The 23,803-nt window shown below is 39.3% G+C and carries 23 protein-coding genes; 10 read left to right on the forward strand and 13 right to left on the reverse strand.

The window, feature by feature from the left end:
* Nucleotides 1-15: 15 nt before the first annotated feature.
* The 8 genes from nqrE to I6F54_RS10010 form a co-directional block, all read right to left on the reverse strand.
* Entirely contained in the window at nucleotides 16-624 is a 609-nt protein-coding gene (nqrE, locus tag I6F54_RS09975) for an NADH:ubiquinone reductase (Na(+)-transporting) subunit E (RefSeq protein WP_007584892.1), read from the reverse strand.
* Between the two features lie 10 nt (nucleotides 625-634).
* Nucleotides 635-1,267: an NADH:ubiquinone reductase (Na(+)-transporting) subunit D gene (locus I6F54_RS09980; protein ID WP_007584891.1), complete on the reverse strand. Its 633-nt coding sequence runs from the start codon at nucleotides 1,265-1,267 to the stop codon at nucleotides 635-637.
* Nucleotides 1,267-2,019 (reverse strand): Na(+)-translocating NADH-quinone reductase subunit C, encoded by a 753-nt coding sequence (locus tag I6F54_RS09985; RefSeq protein ID WP_165728484.1) that lies wholly within the window; start codon nucleotides 2,017-2,019, stop codon nucleotides 1,267-1,269. Before I6F54_RS09985 ends, I6F54_RS09980 begins: the two co-directional genes overlap by 1 nt.
* The gene (locus tag I6F54_RS09990) at nucleotides 2,012-3,214 is read right to left on the reverse strand and encodes an NADH:ubiquinone reductase (Na(+)-transporting) subunit B (RefSeq protein ID WP_010555189.1); all 1,203 of its coding nucleotides are present in this window, start codon (nucleotides 3,212-3,214) and stop codon (nucleotides 2,012-2,014) included. Before I6F54_RS09990 ends, I6F54_RS09985 begins: the two co-directional genes overlap by 8 nt.
* A 4-nt stretch (nucleotides 3,215-3,218) precedes the next feature.
* Nucleotides 3,219-4,562, reverse strand: coding sequence for a Na(+)-translocating NADH-quinone reductase subunit A (locus I6F54_RS09995; protein ID WP_197141202.1), 1,344 nt, complete (start codon nucleotides 4,560-4,562; stop codon nucleotides 3,219-3,221).
* Between the two features lie 627 nt (nucleotides 4,563-5,189).
* Complete coding sequence (fabV, locus tag I6F54_RS10000) at nucleotides 5,190-6,383, reverse strand: enoyl-ACP reductase FabV (protein WP_197141203.1); 1,194 nt, start codon at nucleotides 6,381-6,383, stop codon at nucleotides 5,190-5,192.
* 104 nt (nucleotides 6,384-6,487) lie between these two features.
* Nucleotides 6,488-6,799, reverse strand: a complete 312-nt coding sequence (locus I6F54_RS10005; RefSeq protein WP_165728481.1) for a BolA family protein — start codon at nucleotides 6,797-6,799, stop codon at nucleotides 6,488-6,490.
* Nucleotides 6,800-6,853: 54 nt separating this feature from the next.
* The gene (locus I6F54_RS10010) at nucleotides 6,854-7,465 is read right to left on the reverse strand and encodes an alpha-ketoglutarate-dependent dioxygenase AlkB family protein (RefSeq protein WP_165728480.1); all 612 of its coding nucleotides are present in this window, start codon (nucleotides 7,463-7,465) and stop codon (nucleotides 6,854-6,856) included.
* Nucleotides 7,466-7,507: 42 nt separating this feature from the next.
* Here I6F54_RS10010 and I6F54_RS10015 point away from each other — a divergent pair, with 42 nt between their 5' ends.
* From I6F54_RS10015 to I6F54_RS10030, 4 genes are read left to right on the forward strand one after another with little or no spacing between them, the layout of a single operon-like run.
* Complete coding sequence (locus I6F54_RS10015) at nucleotides 7,508-8,650, forward strand: methyltransferase (protein ID WP_165728479.1); 1,143 nt, start codon at nucleotides 7,508-7,510, stop codon at nucleotides 8,648-8,650.
* The gene (locus tag I6F54_RS10020) at nucleotides 8,651-9,211 is read left to right on the forward strand and encodes a YajG family lipoprotein (protein WP_197141204.1); all 561 of its coding nucleotides are present in this window, start codon (nucleotides 8,651-8,653) and stop codon (nucleotides 9,209-9,211) included.
* 2 nt (nucleotides 9,212-9,213) lie between these two features.
* The gene (locus tag I6F54_RS10025) at nucleotides 9,214-9,834 is read left to right on the forward strand and encodes a peptidylprolyl isomerase (RefSeq protein ID WP_010555196.1); all 621 of its coding nucleotides are present in this window, start codon (nucleotides 9,214-9,216) and stop codon (nucleotides 9,832-9,834) included.
* A 50-nt stretch (nucleotides 9,835-9,884) separates the two neighbouring features.
* Nucleotides 9,885-11,264 carry an AmpG family muropeptide MFS transporter gene (locus I6F54_RS10030; protein ID WP_007584875.1) on the forward strand — a complete coding sequence of 460 codons (1,380 nt, stop codon included), beginning with the start codon at nucleotides 9,885-9,887 and terminating at the stop codon, nucleotides 11,262-11,264.
* A 70-nt stretch (nucleotides 11,265-11,334) separates the two neighbouring features.
* Here the strand turns inward: I6F54_RS10030 and I6F54_RS10035 are convergent, their stop codons facing one another.
* Nucleotides 11,335-11,574 carry a helix-turn-helix domain-containing protein gene (locus I6F54_RS10035; protein ID WP_007584874.1) on the reverse strand — a complete coding sequence of 80 codons (240 nt, stop codon included), beginning with the start codon at nucleotides 11,572-11,574 and terminating at the stop codon, nucleotides 11,335-11,337.
* A gap of 452 nt (nucleotides 11,575-12,026) precedes the next feature.
* Here I6F54_RS10035 and I6F54_RS10040 point away from each other — a divergent pair, with 452 nt between their 5' ends.
* On the forward strand, nucleotides 12,027-12,215 hold the full coding sequence (locus tag I6F54_RS10040; protein ID WP_010555198.1) for a hypothetical protein: 189 nt from the start codon (nucleotides 12,027-12,029) through the stop codon (nucleotides 12,213-12,215).
* 48 nt (nucleotides 12,216-12,263) lie between these two features.
* On the opposite strand, the gene erpA is transcribed toward I6F54_RS10040, so the two are convergent.
* Nucleotides 12,264-12,602, reverse strand: a complete 339-nt coding sequence (gene erpA / locus I6F54_RS10045; protein WP_002958911.1) for an iron-sulfur cluster insertion protein ErpA — start codon at nucleotides 12,600-12,602, stop codon at nucleotides 12,264-12,266.
* Nucleotides 12,603-12,924: 322 nt separating this feature from the next.
* Here erpA and I6F54_RS10050 point away from each other — a divergent pair, with 322 nt between their 5' ends.
* The 5 genes from I6F54_RS10050 to I6F54_RS10070 all read left to right on the forward strand — a co-directional run bounded on the left by I6F54_RS10050 (nucleotide 12,925) and on the right by I6F54_RS10070 (nucleotide 19,522).
* The gene (locus I6F54_RS10050; protein WP_007584866.1) at nucleotides 12,925-14,607 is read left to right on the forward strand and encodes a chloride channel protein; all 1,683 of its coding nucleotides are present in this window, start codon (nucleotides 12,925-12,927) and stop codon (nucleotides 14,605-14,607) included.
* 15 nt (nucleotides 14,608-14,622) lie between these two features.
* Nucleotides 14,623-15,057: a CopD family protein gene (locus tag I6F54_RS10055; RefSeq protein ID WP_007584864.1), complete on the forward strand. Its 435-nt coding sequence runs from the start codon at nucleotides 14,623-14,625 to the stop codon at nucleotides 15,055-15,057.
* Nucleotides 15,058-15,171: 114 nt separating this feature from the next.
* Complete coding sequence (locus I6F54_RS10060; RefSeq protein WP_007584862.1) at nucleotides 15,172-16,188, forward strand: aspartate carbamoyltransferase; 1,017 nt, start codon at nucleotides 15,172-15,174, stop codon at nucleotides 16,186-16,188.
* Between the two features lie 33 nt (nucleotides 16,189-16,221).
* Complete coding sequence (gene hemL / locus I6F54_RS10065; RefSeq protein ID WP_024589288.1) at nucleotides 16,222-17,502, forward strand: glutamate-1-semialdehyde 2,1-aminomutase; 1,281 nt, start codon at nucleotides 16,222-16,224, stop codon at nucleotides 17,500-17,502.
* 178 nt (nucleotides 17,503-17,680) lie between these two features.
* A complete protein-coding gene (locus I6F54_RS10070) occupies nucleotides 17,681-19,522 on the forward strand; it encodes a methyl-accepting chemotaxis protein (protein ID WP_024608758.1) in 1,842 nt (613 codons plus the stop codon).
* 65 nt (nucleotides 19,523-19,587) lie between these two features.
* Here I6F54_RS10070 and mrcB read toward each other — a convergent pair whose 3' ends face one another.
* The 3 genes from mrcB to I6F54_RS10085 form a co-directional block, all read right to left on the reverse strand.
* The gene (gene mrcB, locus I6F54_RS10075) at nucleotides 19,588-21,930 is read right to left on the reverse strand and encodes a penicillin-binding protein 1B (protein WP_165728474.1); all 2,343 of its coding nucleotides are present in this window, start codon (nucleotides 21,928-21,930) and stop codon (nucleotides 19,588-19,590) included.
* 150 nt (nucleotides 21,931-22,080) lie between these two features.
* The gene (locus tag I6F54_RS10080) at nucleotides 22,081-23,310 is read right to left on the reverse strand and encodes an ammonium transporter (RefSeq protein WP_197141205.1); all 1,230 of its coding nucleotides are present in this window, start codon (nucleotides 23,308-23,310) and stop codon (nucleotides 22,081-22,083) included.
* 9 nt (nucleotides 23,311-23,319) lie between these two features.
* The gene (locus I6F54_RS10085) at nucleotides 23,320-23,658 is read right to left on the reverse strand and encodes a P-II family nitrogen regulator (protein WP_004587162.1); all 339 of its coding nucleotides are present in this window, start codon (nucleotides 23,656-23,658) and stop codon (nucleotides 23,320-23,322) included.
* Between the last annotated feature and the right edge of the window lie 145 nt (nucleotides 23,659-23,803).

Genomic DNA, 23,803 nt, shown 5'->3' on the forward strand with positions numbered 1-23,803 from the left:
TATCCTCGCTACCCTTTACAGTGAAATACCAGAGAATGACATAAAGCCAAGTCCCATTAAACCAACAGTGATGAAGGTAATACCTAAACCACGTAAGCCGTCTGGCACGTCTGAATATTTCAGTTTCTCACGGATACCTGCAAGTAATGTAATTGCAAGTGCCCAACCAACACCAGCGCCAATACCATAAACAACAGACTCGCCGAAGTCATAGTTACGCTCAACCATGAAAGATACCGCACCAAATATTGCACAGTTAACTGTGATAAGTGGCAAGAAGATACCTAATGCGTTGTATAGTGCAGGGAAAAACTTATCTAATGCCATTTCAAGAATTTGCACAAGTGCTGCAATAACACCAATGAAAGTTAAGAAACGTAAAAAGCTAAGATCCGCATCCGGGTAACCTAACCAAGTAAGTGAACCTGGTGCAAGTACCGCATGGTAAACCAAGTTGTTAACAGGTACAGAAATACCCAATACAACTATAACCGCTATACCTAGGCCAATTGATGTAGTTACTTTTTTAGATACTGCTAAAAAAGTACACATGCCTAAGAAGAATGACAACGCTAAGTTCTCAATAAAAACGGCTTTTACAAATAAACTAATATAATGTTCCACTATTTGCCCCTTACGCTTTAGCTTCTACTTGGTCTTTCTTATAAGTACGAAGTACCCATATGAATAAACCAATGATGAAGAATGCACTCGGTGGTAAGATCAATAGACCCATAGGCTGATACCAACCGCCATCTTGTACTAATGGGATAATATCAACACCGAATAGTGAACCCTTACCGAATAGCTCACGAATGAAACCAACAGTAAGTAGTACTACAGAATAGCCTAAGCCATTACCAATACCGTCAAGGAAAGACATAATTGGTGGCGACTTCATCGCATATGCTTCAGCACGACCCATTACGATACAGTTAGTAATGATTAGACCAACGAATACAGAAAGCTCTTTTGCCGTAGCGTAAGAGAATGCCTGTAATACTTGGTCAACAACGATTACCAATGATGCAATAATTGTCATTTGTACGATGATACGAACAGATGATGGGATCTGGTTACGAATAAGCGAGATAAAGAAGCTCGAAAACGCTGTTACTAGTGTCAATGCAATTGACATGATTAACGCATTTTTTAAGCTAGACGTTACCGCTAGCGCTGAACAAATACCAAGTACTTGTAGTGCGATTGGGTTGTTAGCTAAAACCGGACCAAATAGGACCGCCTTCATTTCTTTAGTATCAGCCATTATTTCAATGCTCCTTTACGTACTTTCGCAAGGAAAGGGCCAAAGCCATTTTCGCCAGTCCAAAAATCAACTGCATGATCAACACCGTTAGACGTTAATGTAGCACCTGAAAGACCATCGATCTTATGCTCATCATTGCCCGCAGTACCTTTAACAATTTGAATTGGAAGTTCTTTACCTTCCCATGTAGCCGTCCACTGTGGATTCTGAATTTCGCCACCTAGACCAGGGGTTTCATTATGCTTGTAAAAGATAATGCTCTTAACAGTTTCAGCATCGCTTTCAAGCGAGATAAAACCGTACATTAAGCCCCATAAACCGTAGCCTTGGATAGGAAGAATAATTGCATCAACTGAACCATCTTCTTTTTTAGAGATATACACCGGCGACTCTTTAGTCACACGTTGAATACCAGCAATATCTTTAACGCCTTTCTCTTTAAGAGAAACACTTAGCGCTGCATCATATTTGCTTTTTTCAAAGTCAAAGATTGTTGGGTCTGTATCTACAAACTCACCTGTAGTCATGTTTACAACGCGCGCTTCGATTTTTGCATCAAATGTTTCTAAAACATTTTCAACTTTATCGATACCCGCAGCAGCCAAGATATTACTTTGAATATCTTTTTCTTTATTAGCTTGCTGTAAAGGACGAAGCTGTACAGAAGCAAACGATACAATGATTGCACACACTAAACATAGTGCGACAACAACTGATAACGTTTTACCGATTGATTCGTTATTACTAGACATTACGTGCCAACCTCCGCTTAATATTAGCCTGCACTACAAAGTGATCGAACAGTGGAGCGAATAAGTTAGCAAATAAGATTGCTAGCATCATACCTTCTGGGAAAGCAGGATTCACAACACGTATCATAACCACCATAAAGCCAATTAATAGACCATATGCTAATTTACCTTTGTCAGTAAATGCAGCTGATACAGGGTCAGTAGCCATAAAGAACATACCGAACGCAAAGCCACCAAGTACTAAATGCCAATACCAAGGCATTGCAAATACAGGGTTAGTTTCTGAGCCAACAGCATTTAGTAAAAATGCAGTTGCTACCATACCTAGGAATACACCTAGTACGATGCGCCAAGAAGCGATACGAACGTAAATTAAGAACAAACCACCTACTAATAATGCAAGTGTAGATGTTTCACCTACAGAACCTTGAATGAAACCGTAAAACGCATTCCACCATAATTCCATGTTTGCAAAATCAAGTGTGCCAGCAAATGCTTGGCCTAGCATAGTTGCACCAGAGAACGAATCTACTGCTGTCCATACTGTGTCACCTGAGATTTGAGCTGGGTATGCAAAGAACAAAAATGCACGGCCGGCTAAAGCAGGGTTTAAGAAGTTACGGCCAGTACCACCAAAGATTTCTTTAGCGATAACTACACCAAACGTAATACCTAACGCAACTTGCCATAAAGGAATCGTTGCTGGCAAAATAAGTGCAAATAGCACTGAAGTAACGAAGAAACCTTCGTTAATTTCATGCTTACGCACAGAAGCAAATATTACTTCCCAAAAGCCACCAACTGCAAATGTTACCGCGTAGATAGGTAGGAAGAAACATGCTCCATAGAACATCTTAGCGCCCCAGCCTGCATCAGCGGTTAATTCACCACCGAATAACTGGAACAAACCAACTTGCCACGTGTTTGCTAGTTCAAAACCTTGTGCTAAAGCACCTGCGGCCTGATGGCCGATATTGAACATACCAAAAAACATAGCTGGGAACGTCGCCATCCACACTAAAATCATCATGCGTTTTAGGTCGATGTTATCGCGTACGTGTGTCGCGCCTTTATTTACGTAGCCTGGTGTATAAAAAATAGTTGCAGCTGCTTCATACAGAGCATAAAATTTTTCATATTTACCACCGGCTTCAAAATTTGGCTCGATATCTTCTAGATATTTTTTTAAACCCATCTCTCTAGCCTTCCTTCTCGATCGTAGTTAAGCAATCGCGTAGGATAGAACCATACTCGTATTTGCCAGGACAAACGAAGGTACATAACGCTAAATCTTCTTCATCAAGTTCAAGCGCGCCTAATGAAATTGCACTGTCTAAATCACGCGCAATTAAGTCACGTAATAATAGAGTAGGCAAAATATCCAGCGGCATTACGCGCTCGTAGCTACCAATTGGTACCATGGCACGTTTTGAACCACCTGTTGACGTTGTCATTTTAAATAAACGACTCGGCGCAAGGTGAGAAAGGAATGTACGCGTTACAGAGAATTTATCACTACCTGGTGCAATCCAGCCAAACAATTCTTTTTCGCGACCTTCAAGTAAAACAGATACTTGAACGTGGTAACGACCTAAGAATGCATGAACACCGTTTGAAATAGAACCTGATAGAACAGAACCAGAAATAACACGGTTATCTCCGTCTTCTAGCTCACCAGCCACTAAATCATCCAATGAAGCACCTAGTTGTGTTTTCACTAAACGTGGGTTTTTAACGCGAGGACCTGCAAGCGAAATAACACGATTTGTGTAAATTTCACCAGTAAGGAATAAGTGACCATACGCAATAACGTCTTGGTAACCAATATGCCAAACTTGTTTGCTAACAGAAACTGCATCAAGATGATGGATATGAGTGCCAACGAGGCCAGCCGGATGCACACCACCAAACTCATGTACTTCTACTTGAGCTATAGATGAGCTAGGAACTTGGCTACCTGCTTTTTTACACACAAATACTTTGCCATCGGTCAAACGCGAAATAACAGCAAGACCCGCTTCAAATGCTTGCGCATTTTCGGCAATTATTACTGCAGGATCTGCAGCTAATGGGTTTGTGTCAGTTGCGGTCACAAAAATAGAACTAGGATTTGCATCCACAGCCGCTACTTTGCTGAATGGGCGAACACGAAGTGCTGTCCATTGACCAGACTGGATAAGTACTTCTTTGGCTTTTTCACGCTCTAAGCTCGCAAGCTCGTCTGCTTTGAAAGAGTCAAAGGTGATTTGCTCACTGCCGTTAACTTCAATAACAACAGATTGCAGCACACGTTTAGCACCACGATTTATTTCTTTTACTGTGCCAGAAGCTGGAGCAGTAAATAGGACGCCTGGGTTCTTTTTATCTTCAAAAAGTACCTGGCCTTTTTTGACTTGGTCATCCACACGAACATGCATGGTTGGACGCATACCGATAAACTCTTCACCAAGCACAGCTACACGTTTGACAGCAGAACCGTCATGTATAACTTGCTGTGGCGAGCCCTCTAAGGGTAAATCCAGACCTTTTTTTATATTGATCATACGCACTTGCATTACATTAAAGGAAAGAAACTGAAAAATCGTATCAACCACGTCGCCATTTGAGTTATTCCAAGTTATATCAAGGTACAAAAGAGCAGCTTGCTAGAAATATCAAACAAGCAACGTAGTAAAACTCATCACATATTGTCGAGATTTTAACATCATTTTAGATGACTATGCGAGTGTATTTATAAAAATTATACGACAGAAACACTTATTTGGTTTTGTTAAGTGACTTTAATTAAAATCAAGTTAGACCAAAGTGGTAGCCTAAGCAATTATTGTTCCTGATTTCATCGTAAATTAAACAAATCGCATAATATAAAAAAGCCGCTATAGCGGCTTTAATACCTAGGACCTGTTGACCTTTCAGGATTAAAATTTGTTCAATCTAGGGGCTATTTAATCGCGGCGTGAGGTTTGTAACCTAGTGGGCTAAGTAAAAACCGAGCAACAAAGAGTAAATAGCCCCTAGGCAGAACCCTTTGGGCAGCGCATGTTTGGCATTTATTCCACGTTATCGCCCATTTATGGGGAATAACCACACTACGTAGGCTCTGCCTTGCCTAAATACCAAACAGACTGCTGCAAATTTAACCTCGAAAGATAAACAGGCCCTAAGCTCTGTTAGTCAATCATATTAGCAATTGGCTTAACTGAACCTATGTCTTGCTCGTAGTCAACACCGTCTATACCAAAACCAAATAAGCGTAAAAACTCATTATGGTAACCAACATAGTCTGTTAGCTCATCAAGGCTGCTTGTATCAACACTATCCCATACAGCTTGAACGCGTGCTTGCACATCGTCCTCTAGCTCTTTGTAGTTTTGGAATAAATGCCCGCCGTCGTCAAAACGAGGCGATTCACCATACAAGTTTTCACTAAATAATGCGTGAATTTGCTCAATAGTGCCTTCGTATGTGCCATCTGCTTTCATAACTTTAAATAAAGCAGAAATATATAACGGCATTATAGGAATAGCAGAACTTGCTTGGGTTACTACTGCATTAAGTGATGAAACATACGCCTCACCCTTTAAATTTTTTGTTGATTCTTTAATAGCAGCCGTTGCACGGTCTAAGTCTTCTTTAGCCTTACCAATAGTCGCGTGTCCGTATATTGGCCATGTTAACTCTTTACCAATATAAGTGTACGCAGTCGTTTTAAAGTTATCGGCTAATACATCTGCTTCTTTTAATGCGTCTATCCACATTTCCCAATCTTCACCACCCATTACTTTAATGGTATTGTCGATATCGTCTTGATTTGCAGCTTCAACCGTAATTTCATCAATTTCACGCTTTGATGTATTTAAGTTTTTTGTTGTTACGGCATTACCAATTGGCTTAAGTGTAGAAGAAAACACTTCACCGGTATTTGGATCAGTACGACGAGGAGACGCTAAGCTGTAAATAATACAATCTACTTTGCCCAAGTCAGCTTTAATGGTGTCGATTGCTTTTTGCTTGATTTCGTTAGAAAACGCATCGCCATTAATATTTTTAGACCAAAGGCCCGCTTCGTCTGCTGCATCTTGAAAAGCAGCGGTATTGTACCAACCAGCAGAACCTGTTTTACGCTCTGTACCCTCTTTTTCAAAGAAAATACCTAATGTTTTAGCACCACCACCAAACGCAGCAGTAATGCGCGATGCCAAGCCGTAGCCTGTTGATGCGCCAATAACTAATACATTTTTTGGTGCGCTTTTTAATGCACCCTGTTGTTTTACATAGTTAATTTGTTCTTTAACATGCTCTGCACAACCAGCTGGGTGTGCGTTTGTGCAGATAAATCCACGAATTTTAGGCTTAATGACCATTGATCATCCTATATCTTTTACAATAAAAATTAGCGCTAGTTTAAAGGCTAATACTAAAAACACTGATCTGATCAGTTAAACACCGACTAAATTCCCTATTTATTTTAGTTAAGCTTTGAGCCGCCCATACAATTAGGAGAATCAGGCGCTTCACCGCCCTGCTCTGTATATTCGTCTGGTGTATATGTATGAATAGCGAGTGCATGAATATGATTTGCTAATTCATCTTTTAAAATTTCGTTAATTTCACGATGGCGTTGTAATAAGCGCTTACCCGCGAACTCTTCGCTAACCACTATAACTTTAAAATGCGACTCAGTACCGGCACTGTGCATATGACTTTCATTGATTACGTTTAAATGTTTACACGCAATGGCGCTGCTTATTTTTTCTTGGATCTGTTGCTGCATTGACATAAAAGACCATTTTAATTAGCTAATTAATAGGCTTACTATAACAAGTTAAATTAACTAACTAAATTGCTTTTGCTTAATGTGCTTAATAAATCGGTAAGTTAAACTTATTCGCGGGTGCGCAAGCGTTGTTTGCTTGGGTATTGCATGTTGATAATCTCGTTGACTGTCTCCATTCATTATTAGGCAACTACCGCTTTGTAACTTTAAATCAGTCACTTTATTACTCGCTTTGTGCTTTAACTTTAAAACCCTATCAGCTCCTAGCGACACACATACAATTGTTGGTTTATCACCAAGCTCTATTTCATCATCACTGTGCCACCCCATCGTATCATTTCCGTCTCGGTAATAATTAACCAGTAGTGAGTTTAGAGGCTGATTTAAATGTGCTTCTAATCGCTTTCGCATATTAAGTAGAAACTCATCCCACGGTTCTACTATTTGCTTACTACTTGAATAGCCGTATTCAATATTTAAATCGCTCATGAAGCATTGAAGTCGTGGAATGGGTCCTGTTTTGCCATAAACGGTTACATCGGGCTGTTGCCAATGTAGGTTTTTCTGCAAATAATAAAACAGATCGAGGCTTTTTTGCGCACTAAGTGCCCTACTTTGATAAGAAAAGCCATTTGGTAACTGTTGGGGGTTGGCGTTTTGCCGTTGCATGTTAGAATTTACCTACATTAGATTACTGATCAACGAACCATTATGACGACGCAAGCCCAGCTAGGCGATAAAACCTTTACTCTTGAACGCTTTCCATTGGATCAAAAAAACCGCAGCTTACAAGCTTGGGATTCGGCAGATGAGTACCTTATCAATTATGTTAACGAACATCACCCTGATTGTCGCTCATTGCTTATTCTAAACGATAGCTTTGGTGCACTTGCTTGTTATTTTAATAAGTTAACGGTTTGTTCAGTTAATGATTCTTATATTAGCCACCAAGCTGCGGCTTATAACTTACAAGAAAACAAATTGCCTACTACAGATTTTACACAAGTAGATAGTTTGTCGGCATTACCAGAAGACGTTGATTTAGTACTTATTAAAATCCCTCGTAATGTGGGTTTTTTACAGTTCCAATTAAGTGAACTTAGTGAAGTACTTGCGCCTGGTACACCAGTAATTGCGGCAGGTAAAACAAAAGAAATTCATAATTCAACAATAAAATCATTTGAGCAATTTATTGGTGAAACAACAACAAGCCTAGCAGTTAAAAAGTCTCGCCTTATATTAAGCACAGCTAAAGGCGGATATAAAGCAGCAGACTTCCCTATAACATGGGAGCTTGAAGGTACTGAGTTTAATATAACAAATCATGCAAATGTGTTTTCGCGTGATTCGTTAGATATTGGTGCGCGCTTCTTTTTTAACTACTTACCAGAAACACCTAAAGCTAAAAGCATTATTGATTTAGGCTGTGGTAACGGCGTTGTTGGATTAATGACGCTTGCTCGTTGCCCTAATGCATCAATTACCTTTGTTGATGAGTCTTACATGGCAGTAGAGTCAGCCCGGTTAAATGTAGAAATTAACCTAGGCGATAAGTTTGATAACTGTGAGTTCATCGAAAACGATTGTTTAACAGGCTTTGAAAGAGACAGTGTGGATATGGTGCTTTGTAATCCTCCATTTCACCAAGCTCAAGCTGTTACCGATCACATTGCTTGGCAAATGTTTAAACAAGCAAAAGATACTTTAAAAGAAGGCGGCGAGCTGCGTATTATTGGTAATCGTCATTTAGATTATCACGATAAATTAAACCGTATGTTCGGAAACTGTAAGTTGTTAGGCTCAAACAAAAAGTTTGTCGTTCTAAGTGCAACTAAAAATAGTGGAATGCTATAAATGAAATTAACAAACATTATAATTGGGTGTTGTGTATTGCTACTACTTGGTGGCTGCGCTAATCAGCCTAGCCAAGTAATACTCAATCCTGTTTATAAAAGTGGTCAAATAAGCACTATAAATAGTAGCTTAAGCACCAGTGTAATTGATTTACGTGGCGATTCGTCAACACTTAAACTTATTGAATCAGACAAAACTAAAACCTTTGCAAGCCAAGGCCTTACTGAATCAGTTAAAAGTGTTTTAGACAGCGCCCTTAGCCGCAATGGTGCCAGTATTTCTAATTTAGCGTCTGTACGCTTTGAAGTAGATATTCATGCACTACAAGCGGTGGTAACCGAAAAACTAGTGAGCCATACCAGCGAAGCCCATATAGAGCTTGGCGTGCGCGTTATTCGCGCCTCAAGTAATTTTAGTAAAGTGTATAGAGGCAGTGCTAATTTAGAAGGTCCGTTTAGTCACGAGCGAGTAAAAATAGAAGGTCAGCTCAATAAGTTGACTGAGCAAATTATTACCCGCATTGTATCTGACCCTGAATTAATAGAATTTTTAGAAGGTTAACTATGAAACGACTTTTTTTAATCTGCTTAGGCCTATTTTTTAGTGTAAGTAGCTTGGCAGCCCAAGAAGGCCGCTTTGTGCAAAAAGACAATATTTTTCCACGCGTCGAAATCGTAACAACGATGGGCAGTATTGTTGTTGAACTGGACCGTTCAAAAGCCCCCATTACGGTCAATAACTTTTTAACTTACGTGTCAGATAAGAGCTATCAAGGCAGTGTTTTTCATCGTATTGAGCGCGATGTGGAAAATGACCGCGACTTTGTTATTCAAGGTGGTGGCTACGATAAAGATTACGACGGCTTACACGAAAATGACCCTATTTTTAATGAAAGCGGCAATGGTTTAAAAAATGATATGTACAGCATTGCTATGGCGTATCAAGACCGTGAACCGCACTCAGGAACACGCCAATTCTTTTTTAATATGGATAACAACGATCACTTAAATCCAGGGAAAGATTGGGGTTTTGCAGTATTTGGTAATGTAATGGATGGCTACGATACCCTTGATAAGATCATGGCTGTTGAAACAGGGTTTAATGAAAAGATTGGTTACGATTTTGTTCCTAAAAAACCGGTGATCATCTTAAATATTAAAATGCTTGAACAAGTTCCACTGTAATTTATTTAAGAGCAGCTTAGCTGCTCTGCATCAAAGCCAATGAAGGCCCTATGAGCAAATCTCTCTCTATTAGCGAATATTTTTCTTACTTTAAAGACAAACGCTTAATCCATATTTTTATATTTGGTATGAGTAGCGGTTTTCCGTGGGTATTAATTGGCTCTGTTATGTCGGCTTGGCTAAAGGATGAAGGGCTAAGCCGCAGCATGATTGGCCTATTCGGCATTGTATTTGGCGCTTACAGTATAAATTTTTTATGGTCGCCTTTAATCGATCGTACAAAACTCCCTATTTTATATAAATGGCTAGGCCAACGTCGTAGTTGGATACTATTTTGCCAGAGCTTTATTTTTATTGGCACCTTATTATTAGCTGGGCTTGATTTAAAAGCTAATTTAGCAATTGTTGCTGCAATTTGTTTGTTAATCGCCATTGCTTCTGCAACGCAAGACATTGCTATTGATGCATTCAGAATAGACACACTTAAAGCAAACGAATCTCACAAAGCAACAGCGGCAGCCGCTATGGCAACATCTGGTTGGTGGACAGGTTATGCGCTTTTAGGTGCAATTCCATTTTATATGGCTGATATCCCCTCGCTCGACTGGCCACAAATTTATTACTTTTTAGCTGCTGTAATGCTGCTGCTAATGAGTGGAGCATTGTTTGCAAAAGAACCTGAATCAAATAGAGAAGCGGTACATGCCGAGCTTGAACGTGTGTACCTTGAAAAACTGTCCTCTACAAAACAAACCCCTCTTACAAAAACTGTTGCGTGGCTCGCGGTAACCGTTATTGATCCCTTTAGAGCTTTTTTTACTAAAAATGGCGTTAAAACGGCACTGGCATTACTTGCGTTTATTTTTTTATTTAAAATAGGCGAAGCGTTTTTAGGGCGAATGTCGATTGTTTTTTATAAAGAAATTGGTTTTAGCAATAGCGATATAGCTACATTCTCAAAGGTAGGTACTGCCGTACTTACAATCATATTTACCTTTGTTGGCAGTTTATTTAATCAAAAATATGGCATTGTTAAGGGTTTGTTTGTTAGTGGCATTGCGATGGCGGCCTCAAACTTAGCCTTTTCGTGGATTGCTTTAGTTGGCCCTGATTTAAGACTGTATGCCTTTGCTATTGTTATTGATGGGTTTACGCAAGCATGGTCGCTGGTCGCTATGGTGGCCTTTATTTCGATGCTATGCGATAGAGCATTTAGTGCAACACACTATGCATTACTGGCGTCATTAGGGAATTTAGGACGAACGTTACTTTCGAGCTACAGTGGTGTAGTAATTGATGATTGGTTAATGGGAAATTGGTCGCTGTTCTTTGTTTTAACAGCCTTGATGGTTATACCTTCGCTGATATTTTTATACCTGATTAGGCATAAACTATATGAGCTTGAGAAAAATTATCATAAAAATATTTAATGCATCCCTGCATTAACATATTGCTTAGCACTATCAAGTGCCCCTTAAAGTGTACTAAGCAATGTTTGAGTTAATCTACTTTTAGCAAGCTAAGTGCTTCATGTGGATCAACTTCTAGAGCTGTACAATAACGAACAAACTCAATCACATCTAAACGGCGTTCTTGATTTTCAATCTTGCCGATAAACGAATGAGGCGTTCCCAGCACTTGTGCTAGGCTTCGCATTGTATGACCCTTTTCGTGGCGCTTACTTTTAAGCCACTTTGTTAGCTTTGCATTTTCTTCAGAAGAAACTGTTTTGCCCATCATTTTACATCTCCTACTAGATGATTTGACGTACCTATTAAAGCAGTAGTCTCTATCAATAGCTGTAGGCAAGTAAGCAGTCATACCATATTTTCAATAGCAAGCTATTGCTTAACAAAGCATGTGTTGCTACTCACTCCACCAATATAGCTAAAAAACTACGCTAATAATGTGGTAAAGATTTGTTTTTATTGAGAATGAAATTTTGCCCGTCTCATTCTTGGATACATTATATACTATTAACACTTTGGTTAAATAACTAATTACATACTCGGTACAAATATGAACACGAGTGAATATTTATAAACGCTGAATATTGACCTAAGTACTCAAAAAGTATTAATAAATTAATTTCTAGTTATAAAATATTTAAATGAATTTTTATAACAATTTTGTTCCAATTTATCGTCACATGTTTATGATTAAGCAATAATTAGCACCAAAAAGGCCGAATAATGTTCAGACTTCTTTTTTTATTACCGATTGTGTTGTGCTTGGGTTGGTACTTTTTTTTGCGCCACAACGGCGTACCAATTAAGCAAGGCAAAAAAGGCTTCATATACATTTTAGCGTTTTCTGCTTTTGTACTTGGCTTTTTTGTATTGATAATGCAAATAACCGAATATGCCCCAACCGATTTGTAGGCATTAAAAAAGCCGCAAAGCGGCTTCATTCTATTTAGCGTTTGGCTGTTAAACGCTAAAGCTTGCACCACAACCACAGGTTGTTGTTGCATTAGGATTAGATACAAAAAAGCGTGCGCCTTCTAATCCTTCAGTGTAATCAACTTCACCGTCAACCAAATATTGAATGCTCATTGGATCGATAACGAGTGTTACACCATTTTTTACAATTTCTAAATCGCCAGGATTCGCTTTTTCATCAAAAGTAAAACCATATTGAAAACCAGAACAACCACCACCTGTTACATAAACACGCAGTTTTAAATCTGGATTTTCTTCTTCGTCGATTAACTGTTTAACGCGAACAGCAGCTGCATCGCTGAACTTAATTGGTAATTCTTCAGACATTTTAAAACCCTCAATATCGCAATGGCGTGATTATCTAATACCCGAGTGTTTTAATCAAGTATAGTAAAACAACTCTTTACTCTAAGTTATACCTATAAATTAGTAAAAAAGTGGCTAAACATTAGCTCACTAAAGTAATACTTAAGCAAACTAAAAGCGACCCTTGTAAACTATAAATTCATTAAAAATTTTAGTTATAAAAAATAGGTCTTAATCTTTACTGCAAATTGTTAATATAAGTTACGAAAAATTCAAAATCACAAGGACTTAACTAAACTCTTTTGCTAAAATGCTGCTGAAAAATGCGGCGAGGAAATAATGCATGTGGCTTGAGCAACTCAGGCGTCGACTGGCAAAACCTAAAACATCTGTACAATTATGCTTATTAGGCGTAGTTGCCGGATTAATTGCTGCATTTTTTATTATTTTATTTCGCTTAACTATTTTGTTTTTTCAAAGCTTATTTTTGGAAACACCTGACGACTTTACTACCCTACCCACTCTTGAACGCGTTTTAATGCCATTAATAGCCGCATTTTTAATTGCGTGCTTTGCTGCATTTACTGGCTTTAAACATTACCGTTTAGGCATTCCTTTTGTTATTCATCGTATTAAACGCCATTACGGGCAAATGCCTTTATACAATACGGTTAATCAATTTGTTGGTGGCGCACTTGCACTCATTAGCGGTTTTTCGGTTGGCCGAGAAGGGCCTTCCGTACATATGGGCGCAACAGGTGCGAGTATTTTAGCGGATAAACTACATTTACCGCATAACGCCATGCGTACTTTAAGTGGTTGCGGCGTTGCAGCAGGTATAGCCGCTTCGTTTAATACCCCACTTGCAGCCGTTATTTTTGTAATGGAAGTGGTACTTCGAGAATATAAAGTACACATATTTGTGCCAATCATGCTTGCTGCTGTTACTGGTGCACTCGCTACGCAGTTTGTTTTTGGTGAAGGCTCTGAACTTGCACTCATTACAATAGCGCCATTAAGTGGTTGGCATTACCCTTATTTAATATTATGCGGTATGGCGCTGGGCGCTATAGCATTTAGCTTTAATCAAAACTTAATGCTAATTATTAAAACATTTAAACCTTTAAGTATGTTTCCTCGTTTACTAATCGCAGGCTGTATTGCCAGCTTGATAGCTTACGCGGTGCCTCATGCTATGGGTTCTGGTATGAGTGCGATTACTATCGCGGTTGAATCGCCTGATAACGTAAAGCTGCTTACTACCATTTTAATCGCTAAACTACTTGCCACATTGTTTGCTATTGGTTTGGGTATTCCTGGTGGCTTAATTGGTCCTGTAATTGGGCTTGGTGTATTAATTGGGACATTAATGGCCTTTTTTGCTCAATATATTAGCCCGGGTACTGATATTGCGGGTACGTATGGGGTTTTAGGTATGGCTGGATTATTAGCGGCTACACTGCATGCACCACTTGCTGCATTAACAACAGTAATGGAGCTTACATCATCACCTGAAATAATCGTTCCTGCGATGATAGTTATAACCACTGCATATGTAACTGCATTACAATTTTTTGGAAATCGCTCCATATTTTTGCAGCAATTAGATTTTCAGGGATTGCCGTACCATGTATCTCCTGCTACCGAAGCATTACAAAAAGTGGGAATAATGGATGATATGGATGAAGACTTTAAATTGCTCTACTCAGACGATAAAGAGCAAATAAAAAATACGCTTGATGCAATGGATAGCCAAACACCCTTGATTGTTTTTGACGAAGAAAATGGCTATCGCCTCGCTGAATACGATTTAACGCTAATGTCTGATGAAGCAATAAATATAAATTACATTAGCTTGCAGGGCATCAGCAGCCAAGCCACCCTAGCCGATGCATTCGATATACTAAAAGATAAAAGAAGTGGCGCGCTTTACGTTTATAACCTTTTAGATAATCAACAAATTATGGGGCTATTACGCTGGGATCAAATTCATCATATTTTAACCATTCGTAACAGCTTACTTTAAGCAATAAGGACTATTATGAGCGCATTATTGATTTATAAAACACTCCACATATTTTTTATGATTGCGTGGTTTGCCGGTATTTTTTACTTGCCTCGATTATTTGTATATCACGCAATGAGCGAAGAAAGATCATGTAACTCTATGCTTAAAGTTATGGAGCGCAGGTTACTTTATTTCGTAACCCCATTTGCTGTTTTAACGGCTGTATTTGGTGTGTTAACCATTGTTGAATATGGTCGTGATTGGTTTAAATACAGTATGTGGCTACATTACAAACTTGTACTGGTAATTATTTTATACCTATACCACGGCTACTGTTTTAAGTTATTAAGTGACTTTAAACATGACCGAAACACTAAAACAGACCGCTTTTACCGTATTTTTAATGAGCTCCCTGTTATTGCGCTGCTCATCATAGTGGCACTTGCGGTAATAAAACCTAATTTATAAGCGTTTCGGTGCATGTTAAACTGCGCTGCAATTTACAATACTTACTATAACACGCGCGATTGCGTGCTCCATTTATGGATTATCGCGCCCATTTGATTGATTAGGAATTACCCCATGTTAAGTTTCCAAGGCGAACATATACTGTCTGTAAATCAGCTAGACAGAGACTGCATTGAACGTATTTTTGCAGTAGCTAAAAAAATGGAGCCTTATGCTAAAAAACAAAAGCAAACAACGGTGCTTAAAGGCGCTATTTTAGCAAATTTGTTTTTTGAACCAAGTACTCGCACGCGAGTTAGCTTTGGTACAGCCTTTAACTTACTAGGCGGGGGTGTACGTGAAACTACAGGTATGCAAAGCTCAGCGCTTGCAAAAGGTGAATCACTTTACGATACCGCGCGCGTTATTTCAGCTTACGCCGATGCTGTTGCTATGCGCCACCCCGATGCAGGCTCAGTAAGTGAATTTGCTGATGGCTGTACTGTGCCAGTTATTAATGGCGGCGACGGTCCAAATGAGCACCCGACTCAAGCATTACTTGATTTATTAACCATTGAGCGTGAATTACACCGTTTTGATCAAAATATTGATGGCATGCATATAGCGCTTGTGGGTGATTTAAAATATGGTCGCACAGTGCATTCTCTATCAAAGCTATTGTGCCATTATAAAAACGTAAAGTTTTCGATGGTCGCGCCTGATGGCCTACAAATGCCAACGAGCATTTTAGATGCCGTAGAAAATGCAGGACACAAAATTGAGCTAGTAAACAAGATGGAAGGTAATTTAGCAGCCGATATTGTTTACCAAACACGTATTCAAGAAGAGCGTTTTCCTTCACAAGAAGAAGCAAATAAATACCGTGGCGGTTTTAGAATTAGCCAATCTATTTACAGCGCTCATTGCAAACCTAACTCTGTACTAATGCATCCGTTACCACGTGATAGTCGCTTAGAAGCCAACGAGCTTGATAACGACTTAAACAGTAACGACAATTTAGCAATATTCCGCCAAGTACAAAATGGCGTATTAATTCGTATGGCACTGTTTGCTTTAACACTCGGCGTAGAAAATAAAGTCGATAAGTATGAAGTGGACGTACCTTGGTTTAGCCGCAAACGCGACAGCTAAACCCTCTTTAAGTGACAATTTATAGGATTTTTCATGACAATTAGCCAAGACTTATTTGAACGCGCTCAAGCCTCTATTCCAGGTGGCGTAAACTCGCCAGTTCGTGCTTTTAACGGTGTAGGCGGTACGCCGCTATTTATTACAAAAGCAGAAGGCGCGTTTACATTTGATGCCGACGGTAATCGCTACATTGATTATGTTGGCTCTTGGGGGCCTATGATCATGGGCCATAACCACCCTGCAATTAAACAAGCCGTGCACGAAGCAGTAGAAAATGGCCTTAGCTATGGCGCGCCAACTGAAGCCGAAATACTAATGGCTGAAAAAGTAAAAGAGCTGGTTCCATCAATCGAAAAAGTACGCATGGTTAGCTCAGGCACTGAAGCAACAATGAGTGCAATTCGTTTAGCGCGTGGCTTTACCGGCCGCGATAAAATATTAAAATTTGAAGGTTGTTACCACGGCCATGCTGACTCGTTATTAGTTAAGGCAGGCTCTGGTGCACTAACAATGGGCGTACCTAATTCTCCTGGTATTCCTGAGGACTTTGCTAAGCATACACTTACTGTGTCGTTTAATAACCTAGATGAAGTAAAAGCTATTTTTGCAAAATACGCTGACGAAATTGCCTGTATTATTGTAGAGCCAGTAGCCGGTAACATGAACTGCATTCCACCAGTACCTGGCTTTTTAGAAGGTTTGCGTGATGTGTGTGACGAATATAAATCAGTACTTATTTTTGATGAAGTAATGACGGGTTTTCGTGTTGCACTTGGCGGCGCTCAAGCGTATTACAACATTAAACCAGACCTTACGTGTTTAGGTAAAGTCATTGGCGGCGGCATGCCCGTTGGCGCGTTTGGTGGTAAAACCGAAATAATGGATTACATTGCGCCTGTGGGCCCTGTTTACCAAGCGGGTACTCTTTCTGGTAACCCTATTGCGATGGCTGCAGGTTTAAAATCACTTGAGCTATTATGTGAGCCAGGTCTACACGATAAGTTAGAAGCAACGTCTAAAGCAATTTGTGAAGGCTTTGAAGCTGGCGCTAAAAAAGCAGGCATTGCATTAACAACTAATTATGCTGGCGGCATGTATGGATTCTTTTTTACTGATGCTGAAAAAGTAACGACATACAAACAAGCTACTGAATGCGACCTAGAGCGCTTCAAACGTTTTTTCCACCTTATGCTTGAAGAAGGTGTGTACCTTGCTCCATCAGCATTTGAAGCTGGTTTTGTATGTGCTGCGCATACTGAGCAAGAAGTAAAAGAAACAATAGCGGCAGCAGAACGCTCGTTTGCTAAACTTTAAGTTAAAATTACTTTTTATATTTTATAAGCGCTTGTTTTTACAGTGTGTAATTAAGACTAAAGATTGAAAAAAGCCCGAAAGGGCTTTTTTTATTTGTAAAGTACTATAAATGAATGATAATTAAGCATAACAAGGTCTATTCACCTTTACCCTAATTACAAAAATACAAGAGAGCCTTATGTCAGGATTACGCCAATTTTCTTTTCCCGCTATCCAGCTAATGGCAAATTTAAAATACAAAACTAAAATCAGCTTAATGTTTGGAATTTTACTCGTTCCTCTCGCACTTAGCTTGTTTTTTTTAGTCTCATTATTAAGTGAAAGTATCGCTGTTTCAAAAATGCAGCAACAAGGTTTAAAAGGCTACAGGTCAATACTCTCAAATCAAATGCAGGGGGAAGCAAATCAAAATATAAAAATAGCTCGCTCACTCGGTTTTGATATAAAAGACGATCAAGCAAATGATGTACTTGAACTTGTTTCTATTCAGTCTAACTTAGCATTAGATAGCCAGTTAGCTAGTGCTTACGTAAACCGCTCTTTAGTCACGCCAATTCCTGCACTTATAATGCAAATAAACTCGACAGCGCAAAGCGCAAATACTGTTTTGGCAAGTAATCGTTTTACGCCAGATACGTTTATAGCACTTTCAAATTTTAGTAAGTCACTTCCTTTATACGAAAAACAACTCGATAAAATACTCAATGTAGCCACCAATGCAGACAAATCAGTAAATAAAGCGCTCATGCCCTCGTTAGATAATTTACACAGTGCTGTTGGCGCATTTAAAAAAGCGATAGATGAAAAACTACTTGAGCCAGACGATATTTTATTAACTCAATCAGAATTTACTAAACTAACAAACAATGTTCACAGCAGTATTAATCAACTTGTTAGTAAGAGTATTCCAACGCTTGAGAGCCTTATTGAAGCAAAACTGCAAACTCAACAGTGGACTCGAAATCTTGTTTTAGCCGCTTCATTGATTAGTTTGTTATTTGCATTTTATTTAATGATTGGTTTTTATTTTGCAGTTGTTGATACCATTAATCGCTTTGCTGATGCAGCGAATAGAGCCGCGAATGGCGACTTAAATGCCACTATCGATTCGAGCACTAATGATGAAATGGGAATTATTGCATCGCGCTACAACGCATTACTTAATGCATTTTCACATTTATTAATTGATGTTAAAGCAAGTACAGAAGAGCTATGCGGCGCAACTAAATCGCTATCACATGCGAGTAGCCAAACAAGCAATGATGTTTCAAAACAGCAAATCCGAGTAAATGCCATTTATAATGCACTCAGCGAAATGGCTCAAAACGCACTTGCAGTTGAAGAGTCAGCCCATCAAGCAACGCTTACCGCGCAAGATGCTGCTGCGCATGTAAAACAAGGTTCAGACAATACAATGGAGCTTGCTAAATATATGCAAGATCTACAAATTGAATTTGCAGAGAGCCAACAAGCGCTCGATAAGCTAGCACAAGATAGCCAAGAAATTAGCAAAGTAAGTAAAGGTATTAGTGAGATAGCCGATCAGACAAACTTGCTTGCACTAAATGCCGCTATTGAAGCTGCACGAGCTGGCGAGCATGGTCGAGGCTTTGCCGTTGTAGCTGATGAAGTAAGAACTCTTGCTCAGCGTACACAAACACAAACACAAGAAATTCATCAAATTATTAGCTCCTTACAACAAGCATCTGACGACACTCAGCAAAAAATGCGTTCAAGTGTTGAAAAAATGGAGCAATCGGTAAAAGCAGCCAATCAAACCAATGAAGTATTGCAAAGCGCAGAGCAAAGTATGGGCGACATTAAACATCAAGGTGAAGTTATTGCAGAGCGTGTTAAACAGCAGTCAAATGCGACAACACAAGCATTAAATGATTCGCAAGAGGTGAGTAATTTAGCAGATCAAACGCTAACATCAGCTCAATCAACGCTGCAAGATGCACAGCAGCTAAGTCGCTTATCTAATGATTTAACCAAATCAATGCAGTTTTTTAAATCTTAAGCGTTAACTACAACTCACAAAAAAGCCGCTAAATAAGCGGCTTCGTTGTTTAAAGTAGTCTTAGATTAACGAATACATTGTGGTCTTGGCTCAAACTCACTCGCTCTAAGTGGTAGCTGAATCACCTTGCCACATCCTGGTGGTGCCTGCTTACCCGTTTGCTCATTTACAAATGCCCAGCGTATTGATGGCGGACGCGTATCGGCTATTGCTTGTGGATTAAGTGGCTTTAAGTAGCGAATATATGCTTCTAATGCACCTACGCTGCCCGTTAAACCCGTGCTTTTGTTGTCGTCTCGACCAAGCCAAGCTACCGTCACTGTATTTTGATCAAAGCCTGCAAACCAACTATCACGTAAATCGTTACTAGTGCCAGTTTTGCCTGCAAGTTGGATTGATGGGAAGTGTAAATTTAAGCGTTTAGCAGTGCCGTCTTTCGTTACGCGTTTCATCGCGTATTTAGTCATATACATTGCAGATTTATCAAAACGAGGCTCTGCATTTACTTTATGCTTATAAAGTACTTTACCAACCGAGTCGGTTAATGCCGAAATTGCAGTAAGCTTTTTATATTCGCCATCTGCAGCAATTGTCGTATAAAGCTGAGCAACTTCAAAACTCGACATTTCAACAGCCCCTAAAAGCAACGATGGGTATTCGTTTATCGCCCCTTTAGCGCCTAATCCTTTTAGTGTATTCGCGACTTTATCAACACCTACATCGAGGCCTAAATTAACCGCTGGAATATTAATACTGTTACTAAATGCTTTATAAAGAGGTATTGCACCACGGTATTGATGATCAAAATTTTCTGGTTGCCACACTTTTCCCTGCTCATTTGTAACCTGTACTGGCGAGTCATCAAGCAAAGTAGCTAAATTATAATGTGGTAATTGCAGTGCGGTTAAATACACAGCAGGTTTTACCAGCGAGCCAATATTACGTTTTGTATCTAAAACACGGTTAAATCCTGAATAACGAACATCGCGCCCTGCAACAAGTGCAGATACACCGCCCTTTTCTACATTAACAGAGATCATGGCTGCTTCTAGTTTTTCGGTTCTAGGACGATTTTCCAGGTACGGTAAGCTCTTTTCAATAGACTCTTCCATTGCTGTTTGCTTTTGCAAATCAAAATAAGTAAATACTCTTACACCTGCATCAAGTGTTTGCTGATCTGGCAATAATTCATTTAATTCTCTGTTTACTAACTCTAAATAGCCTGGATATGATTTTTGTAAACTCGCTTTCATTGGCGCAATATCAATTGGGCGATTAAGCGATGCACGGTACTCTTTTGTGCTAAGTAGCTTGTTTTCAACCATAAGGCGAAGCACTAAGTCTCGGCGCTCCATTGTGCGCTCTTTATAGCGACGTGGGTTGTAATAAGATGGACCTTTAACCATTGCTACCAGCAAAGCAATTTGATCGTACTCAAGCTCATCTACCGGCTTTGAAAAGTAAAAGTCAGCAGCAAGCCCCATACCGTGCACACCTTGGTTGTATGACTGCCCTAGGTATACTTCATTTAAGTAAGCTTCCAATATTTGATCTTTTGAATAACGATAATCTAAAATAAGGGCAATAAAGGCCTCATTTATTTTTCGTACTAAAGAACGCTCACGTGTTAGGTAAATATTTTTAGCTAACTGTTGAGTAAGCGTACTGCCACCTTGAACGGTGCGCCCCGCTTTAATATTAGAATAAAGCGCGCGTAAAATAGAAAACACTGATACACCATGATGTTCGTAAAAATCACGGTCTTCAACCACCAATAGCGTATCTTTTAGCATTGCTGGAAACTTATCTAGTGGTACAAATTCTCTATCTTGTTTAGAGTCATTACCAATACGCGCTATTTGCACAGGCTCTAGACGAGCTGAATTTAAACGCCTACCAAACTTATCTTTAATGGTCGCAACTTTTTGCCCTGCAAAGCGAAGTTCAATAATATGTGATTCTTCAAGGCCATCATAAAATTCAAAATCACGACGATAAATCTTGATGCTATCTGCTGTTTTAACAAACTGTCCTGTGCGGCTTAATCTATTAACCGATGAATAATTTAAACGCTCTAGCTCAAACACTACTTCCTGGCTTGATAAAAATTGCCCCGGATAAAACTCCATAGAACGAGCATACACTTGCGCTGGAAGTTGCCATTTATTACCTTCAAATATACGCGTTGTTTTTGAATCTAAATAAATGAAGTACATTGCCATTGCAATAAAAACAGCCAAGCTTAGTTTCCAAAACACTGACCATGTTTTTCTCATAAAAGAGCGTTTAACAGTGGTTTCCACTGTTTTTTTACTGCCCTTTGAGGTGCTTTTCTTTGTCTTGCTTGACGATTTACTTGCACGTTTAACTGCAGGTTTACTGGTAGGTGTTTTTTTATTATCGGCCATTTAAGTGTAATTTATTCCAAGGGTTATTCACGAGTGTGAGCTTAGCATATTGGATATATCCTAACATCCGAAAAGTTAACCCCCCCTGAAACAAAAAAAGCCCTACCGAAGTAGGGCTTTGTGTAAACACACTATTATTTAAATAAACTATTAGCTATTTCGAACAGAAACAAACTCTGGGTAGGCTTCAATACCACAATCGTGTTGATCCATACCGTTTAGTTCTTCTTCTTCGGTTACTCGTATACCCATTGTTTTGTTAAGCACAGTCCAAACAATAAATGATGCTACAAATACAAAGGCAAGAATACATACTAGACCCGTTAACTGATTAACAAAGCTTGCGTCACCATTGGTTAGCGGTACTAACATAATACCTAATGCGCCACACGTACCATGAACAGAGATAGCACCCACTGGATCGTCAATCTTAACTTTATCAAGTGCTATGATACTAAATATAACAAGTGCACCACCAAGTAGACCAAGTAGACATGCCATTAATGGTGATGGAGATAGAGGGTCTGCTGTTATAACAACTAAGCCAGCTAATGCACCATTTAAGACCATTGTTAAATCTGATTTACCCCAAAGTACTTTACATACAAACAGTGCTGCAATAGCACCCATTGCAGCTGCTGCATTGGTGTTAAGTAATATTTGGCCTACTGCAGTTGCGTTTTCTTTATCCGAAAGTAGTAATTGAGAACCACCGTTAAAGCCAAACCAACCCATCCATAAAATAAATGTACCTAGTGTAGCAAGTGGTAAGTTTGAACCTGGAATTGGGTATATTTCACCATTCTTACCATATTTACCTTTACGAGCACCTAGGATTAATACACCAGCTAGTGCAGCTGCTGCACCTGCGCCATGCACAATTGCAGAACCTGCAAAATCAACAAAGCCCATTTCAGATAAGAAACCACCACCCCATGTCCAGTAACCTTCAATAGGGTAAATAAAACCAGTTAGTACTACAGCAAAACCTAGGAAAGCCCACAGTTTCATACGCTCAGCAACAGCACCCGATACAATCGACATAGCGGTTGCAACAAATACTACTTGGAAGAAAAAGTCAGATTCTAAAGAATGGTCAGCATCGGCAGCTTGTGTACCAATTAAAGCGCCTATTGAAGGAATAAAACTACCTTCGGCATTGTCTACATACATAATGTTGTAGCCAACTAATAAAAACATCGTACATGCAATTGAATATAGCGCGACATTTTTAGTTAAAATTTCAGCTGTGTTTTTAGAGCGAACTAAGCCCGCCTCTAACATGGCAAAACCTGCTGCCATCCACATTACTAATATACCTGATATTAAAAAATAGAAGGTATCGAGTGAAAACTTTAGTTCTATTATTGTATTTTCCATGAGACCCCCTTAAATTGCTTCTTCGTCAAGTTCGCCAGTACGGATACGAACAATTTGATCCAAGTCGTACACGAAAATTTTACCGTCACCAATTTTACCTGTTGATGCAATTTTAGTGATTGCTTCAACAACGCGTTGACAATTTTCAGTACGAGTTGCAATTTCAAGTTTGATCTTAGGAATAAAATCTACTTGGTATTCTGCACCACGATATAACTCAGTATGACCTCGTTGACGTCCAAAACCTTTAACATCAACTACTGTCATCCCCTCAATTCCTAAATCAGCGAGTGCTTCACGCACGTCGTCTAATTTAAATGGTTTTATGATTGCACTAATCATTTTCATAGCGGCCCCCTCGGACTCTTTATTGTTATCCTATTGGGTTAAACAATCCAACCTTTGTGCCACTATTTTATATCAATTAAAAACAGCCACTTAGTAAAAAACACGAACTCAAGATCAAAAAAAACGCACCAATTAGGTGCGTTAA

Origin of the sequence: Pseudoalteromonas sp. SWXJZ10B (assembly GCF_015864475.1) — a bacterium.
Lineage (GTDB): Bacteria > Pseudomonadota > Gammaproteobacteria > Enterobacterales > Alteromonadaceae > Pseudoalteromonas > Pseudoalteromonas arctica.

Bases quoted from the DNA above. Each gene is read 5' to 3' on its own strand.
- I6F54_RS09980 (WP_007584891.1), bottom strand. From the start codon at position 1,267: ATGGCTGATACTAAAGAAATGAAGGCGGTCCTATTTGGTCCGGTTTTA.
- I6F54_RS09985 (WP_165728484.1), bottom strand. From the start codon at position 2,019: ATGTCTAGTAATAACGAATCAATCGGTAAAACGTTATCAGTTGTTGTC.
- I6F54_RS09990 (WP_010555189.1), bottom strand. From the start codon at position 3,214: ATGGGTTTAAAAAAATATCTAGAAGATATCGAGCCAAATTTTGAAGCC.
- I6F54_RS09995 (WP_197141202.1), bottom strand. From the start codon at position 4,562: ATGATCAATATAAAAAAAGGTCTGGATTTACCCTTAGAGGGCTCGCCA.
- fabV (WP_197141203.1), bottom strand. From the start codon at position 6,383: ATGGTCATTAAGCCTAAAATTCGTGGATTTATCTGCACAAACGCACAC.
- I6F54_RS10005 (WP_165728481.1), bottom strand. From the start codon at position 6,799: ATGTCAATGCAGCAACAGATCCAAGAAAAAATAAGCAGCGCCATTGCG.
- I6F54_RS10010 (WP_165728480.1), bottom strand. From the start codon at position 7,465: ATGCAACGGCAAAACGCCAACCCCCAACAGTTACCAAATGGCTTTTCT.
- I6F54_RS10015 (WP_165728479.1), top strand. From the start codon at position 7,508: ATGACGACGCAAGCCCAGCTAGGCGATAAAACCTTTACTCTTGAACGC.
- I6F54_RS10020 (WP_197141204.1), top strand. From the start codon at position 8,651: ATGAAATTAACAAACATTATAATTGGGTGTTGTGTATTGCTACTACTT.
- I6F54_RS10025 (WP_010555196.1), top strand. From the start codon at position 9,214: ATGAAACGACTTTTTTTAATCTGCTTAGGCCTATTTTTTAGTGTAAGT.
- I6F54_RS10030 (WP_007584875.1), top strand. From the start codon at position 9,885: ATGAGCAAATCTCTCTCTATTAGCGAATATTTTTCTTACTTTAAAGAC.
- I6F54_RS10035 (WP_007584874.1), bottom strand. From the start codon at position 11,574: ATGATGGGCAAAACAGTTTCTTCTGAAGAAAATGCAAAGCTAACAAAG.
- I6F54_RS10040 (WP_010555198.1), top strand. From the start codon at position 12,027: ATGTTCAGACTTCTTTTTTTATTACCGATTGTGTTGTGCTTGGGTTGG.
- erpA (WP_002958911.1), bottom strand. From the start codon at position 12,602: ATGTCTGAAGAATTACCAATTAAGTTCAGCGATGCAGCTGCTGTTCGC.
- I6F54_RS10050 (WP_007584866.1), top strand. From the start codon at position 12,925: ATGTGGCTTGAGCAACTCAGGCGTCGACTGGCAAAACCTAAAACATCT.
- I6F54_RS10055 (WP_007584864.1), top strand. From the start codon at position 14,623: ATGAGCGCATTATTGATTTATAAAACACTCCACATATTTTTTATGATT.
- I6F54_RS10060 (WP_007584862.1), top strand. From the start codon at position 15,172: ATGTTAAGTTTCCAAGGCGAACATATACTGTCTGTAAATCAGCTAGAC.
- hemL (WP_024589288.1), top strand. From the start codon at position 16,222: ATGACAATTAGCCAAGACTTATTTGAACGCGCTCAAGCCTCTATTCCA.
- I6F54_RS10070 (WP_024608758.1), top strand. From the start codon at position 17,681: ATGTCAGGATTACGCCAATTTTCTTTTCCCGCTATCCAGCTAATGGCA.
- mrcB (WP_165728474.1), bottom strand. From the start codon at position 21,930: ATGGCCGATAATAAAAAAACACCTACCAGTAAACCTGCAGTTAAACGT.
- I6F54_RS10080 (WP_197141205.1), bottom strand. From the start codon at position 23,310: ATGGAAAATACAATAATAGAACTAAAGTTTTCACTCGATACCTTCTAT.
- I6F54_RS10085 (WP_004587162.1), bottom strand. From the start codon at position 23,658: ATGAAAATGATTAGTGCAATCATAAAACCATTTAAATTAGACGACGTG.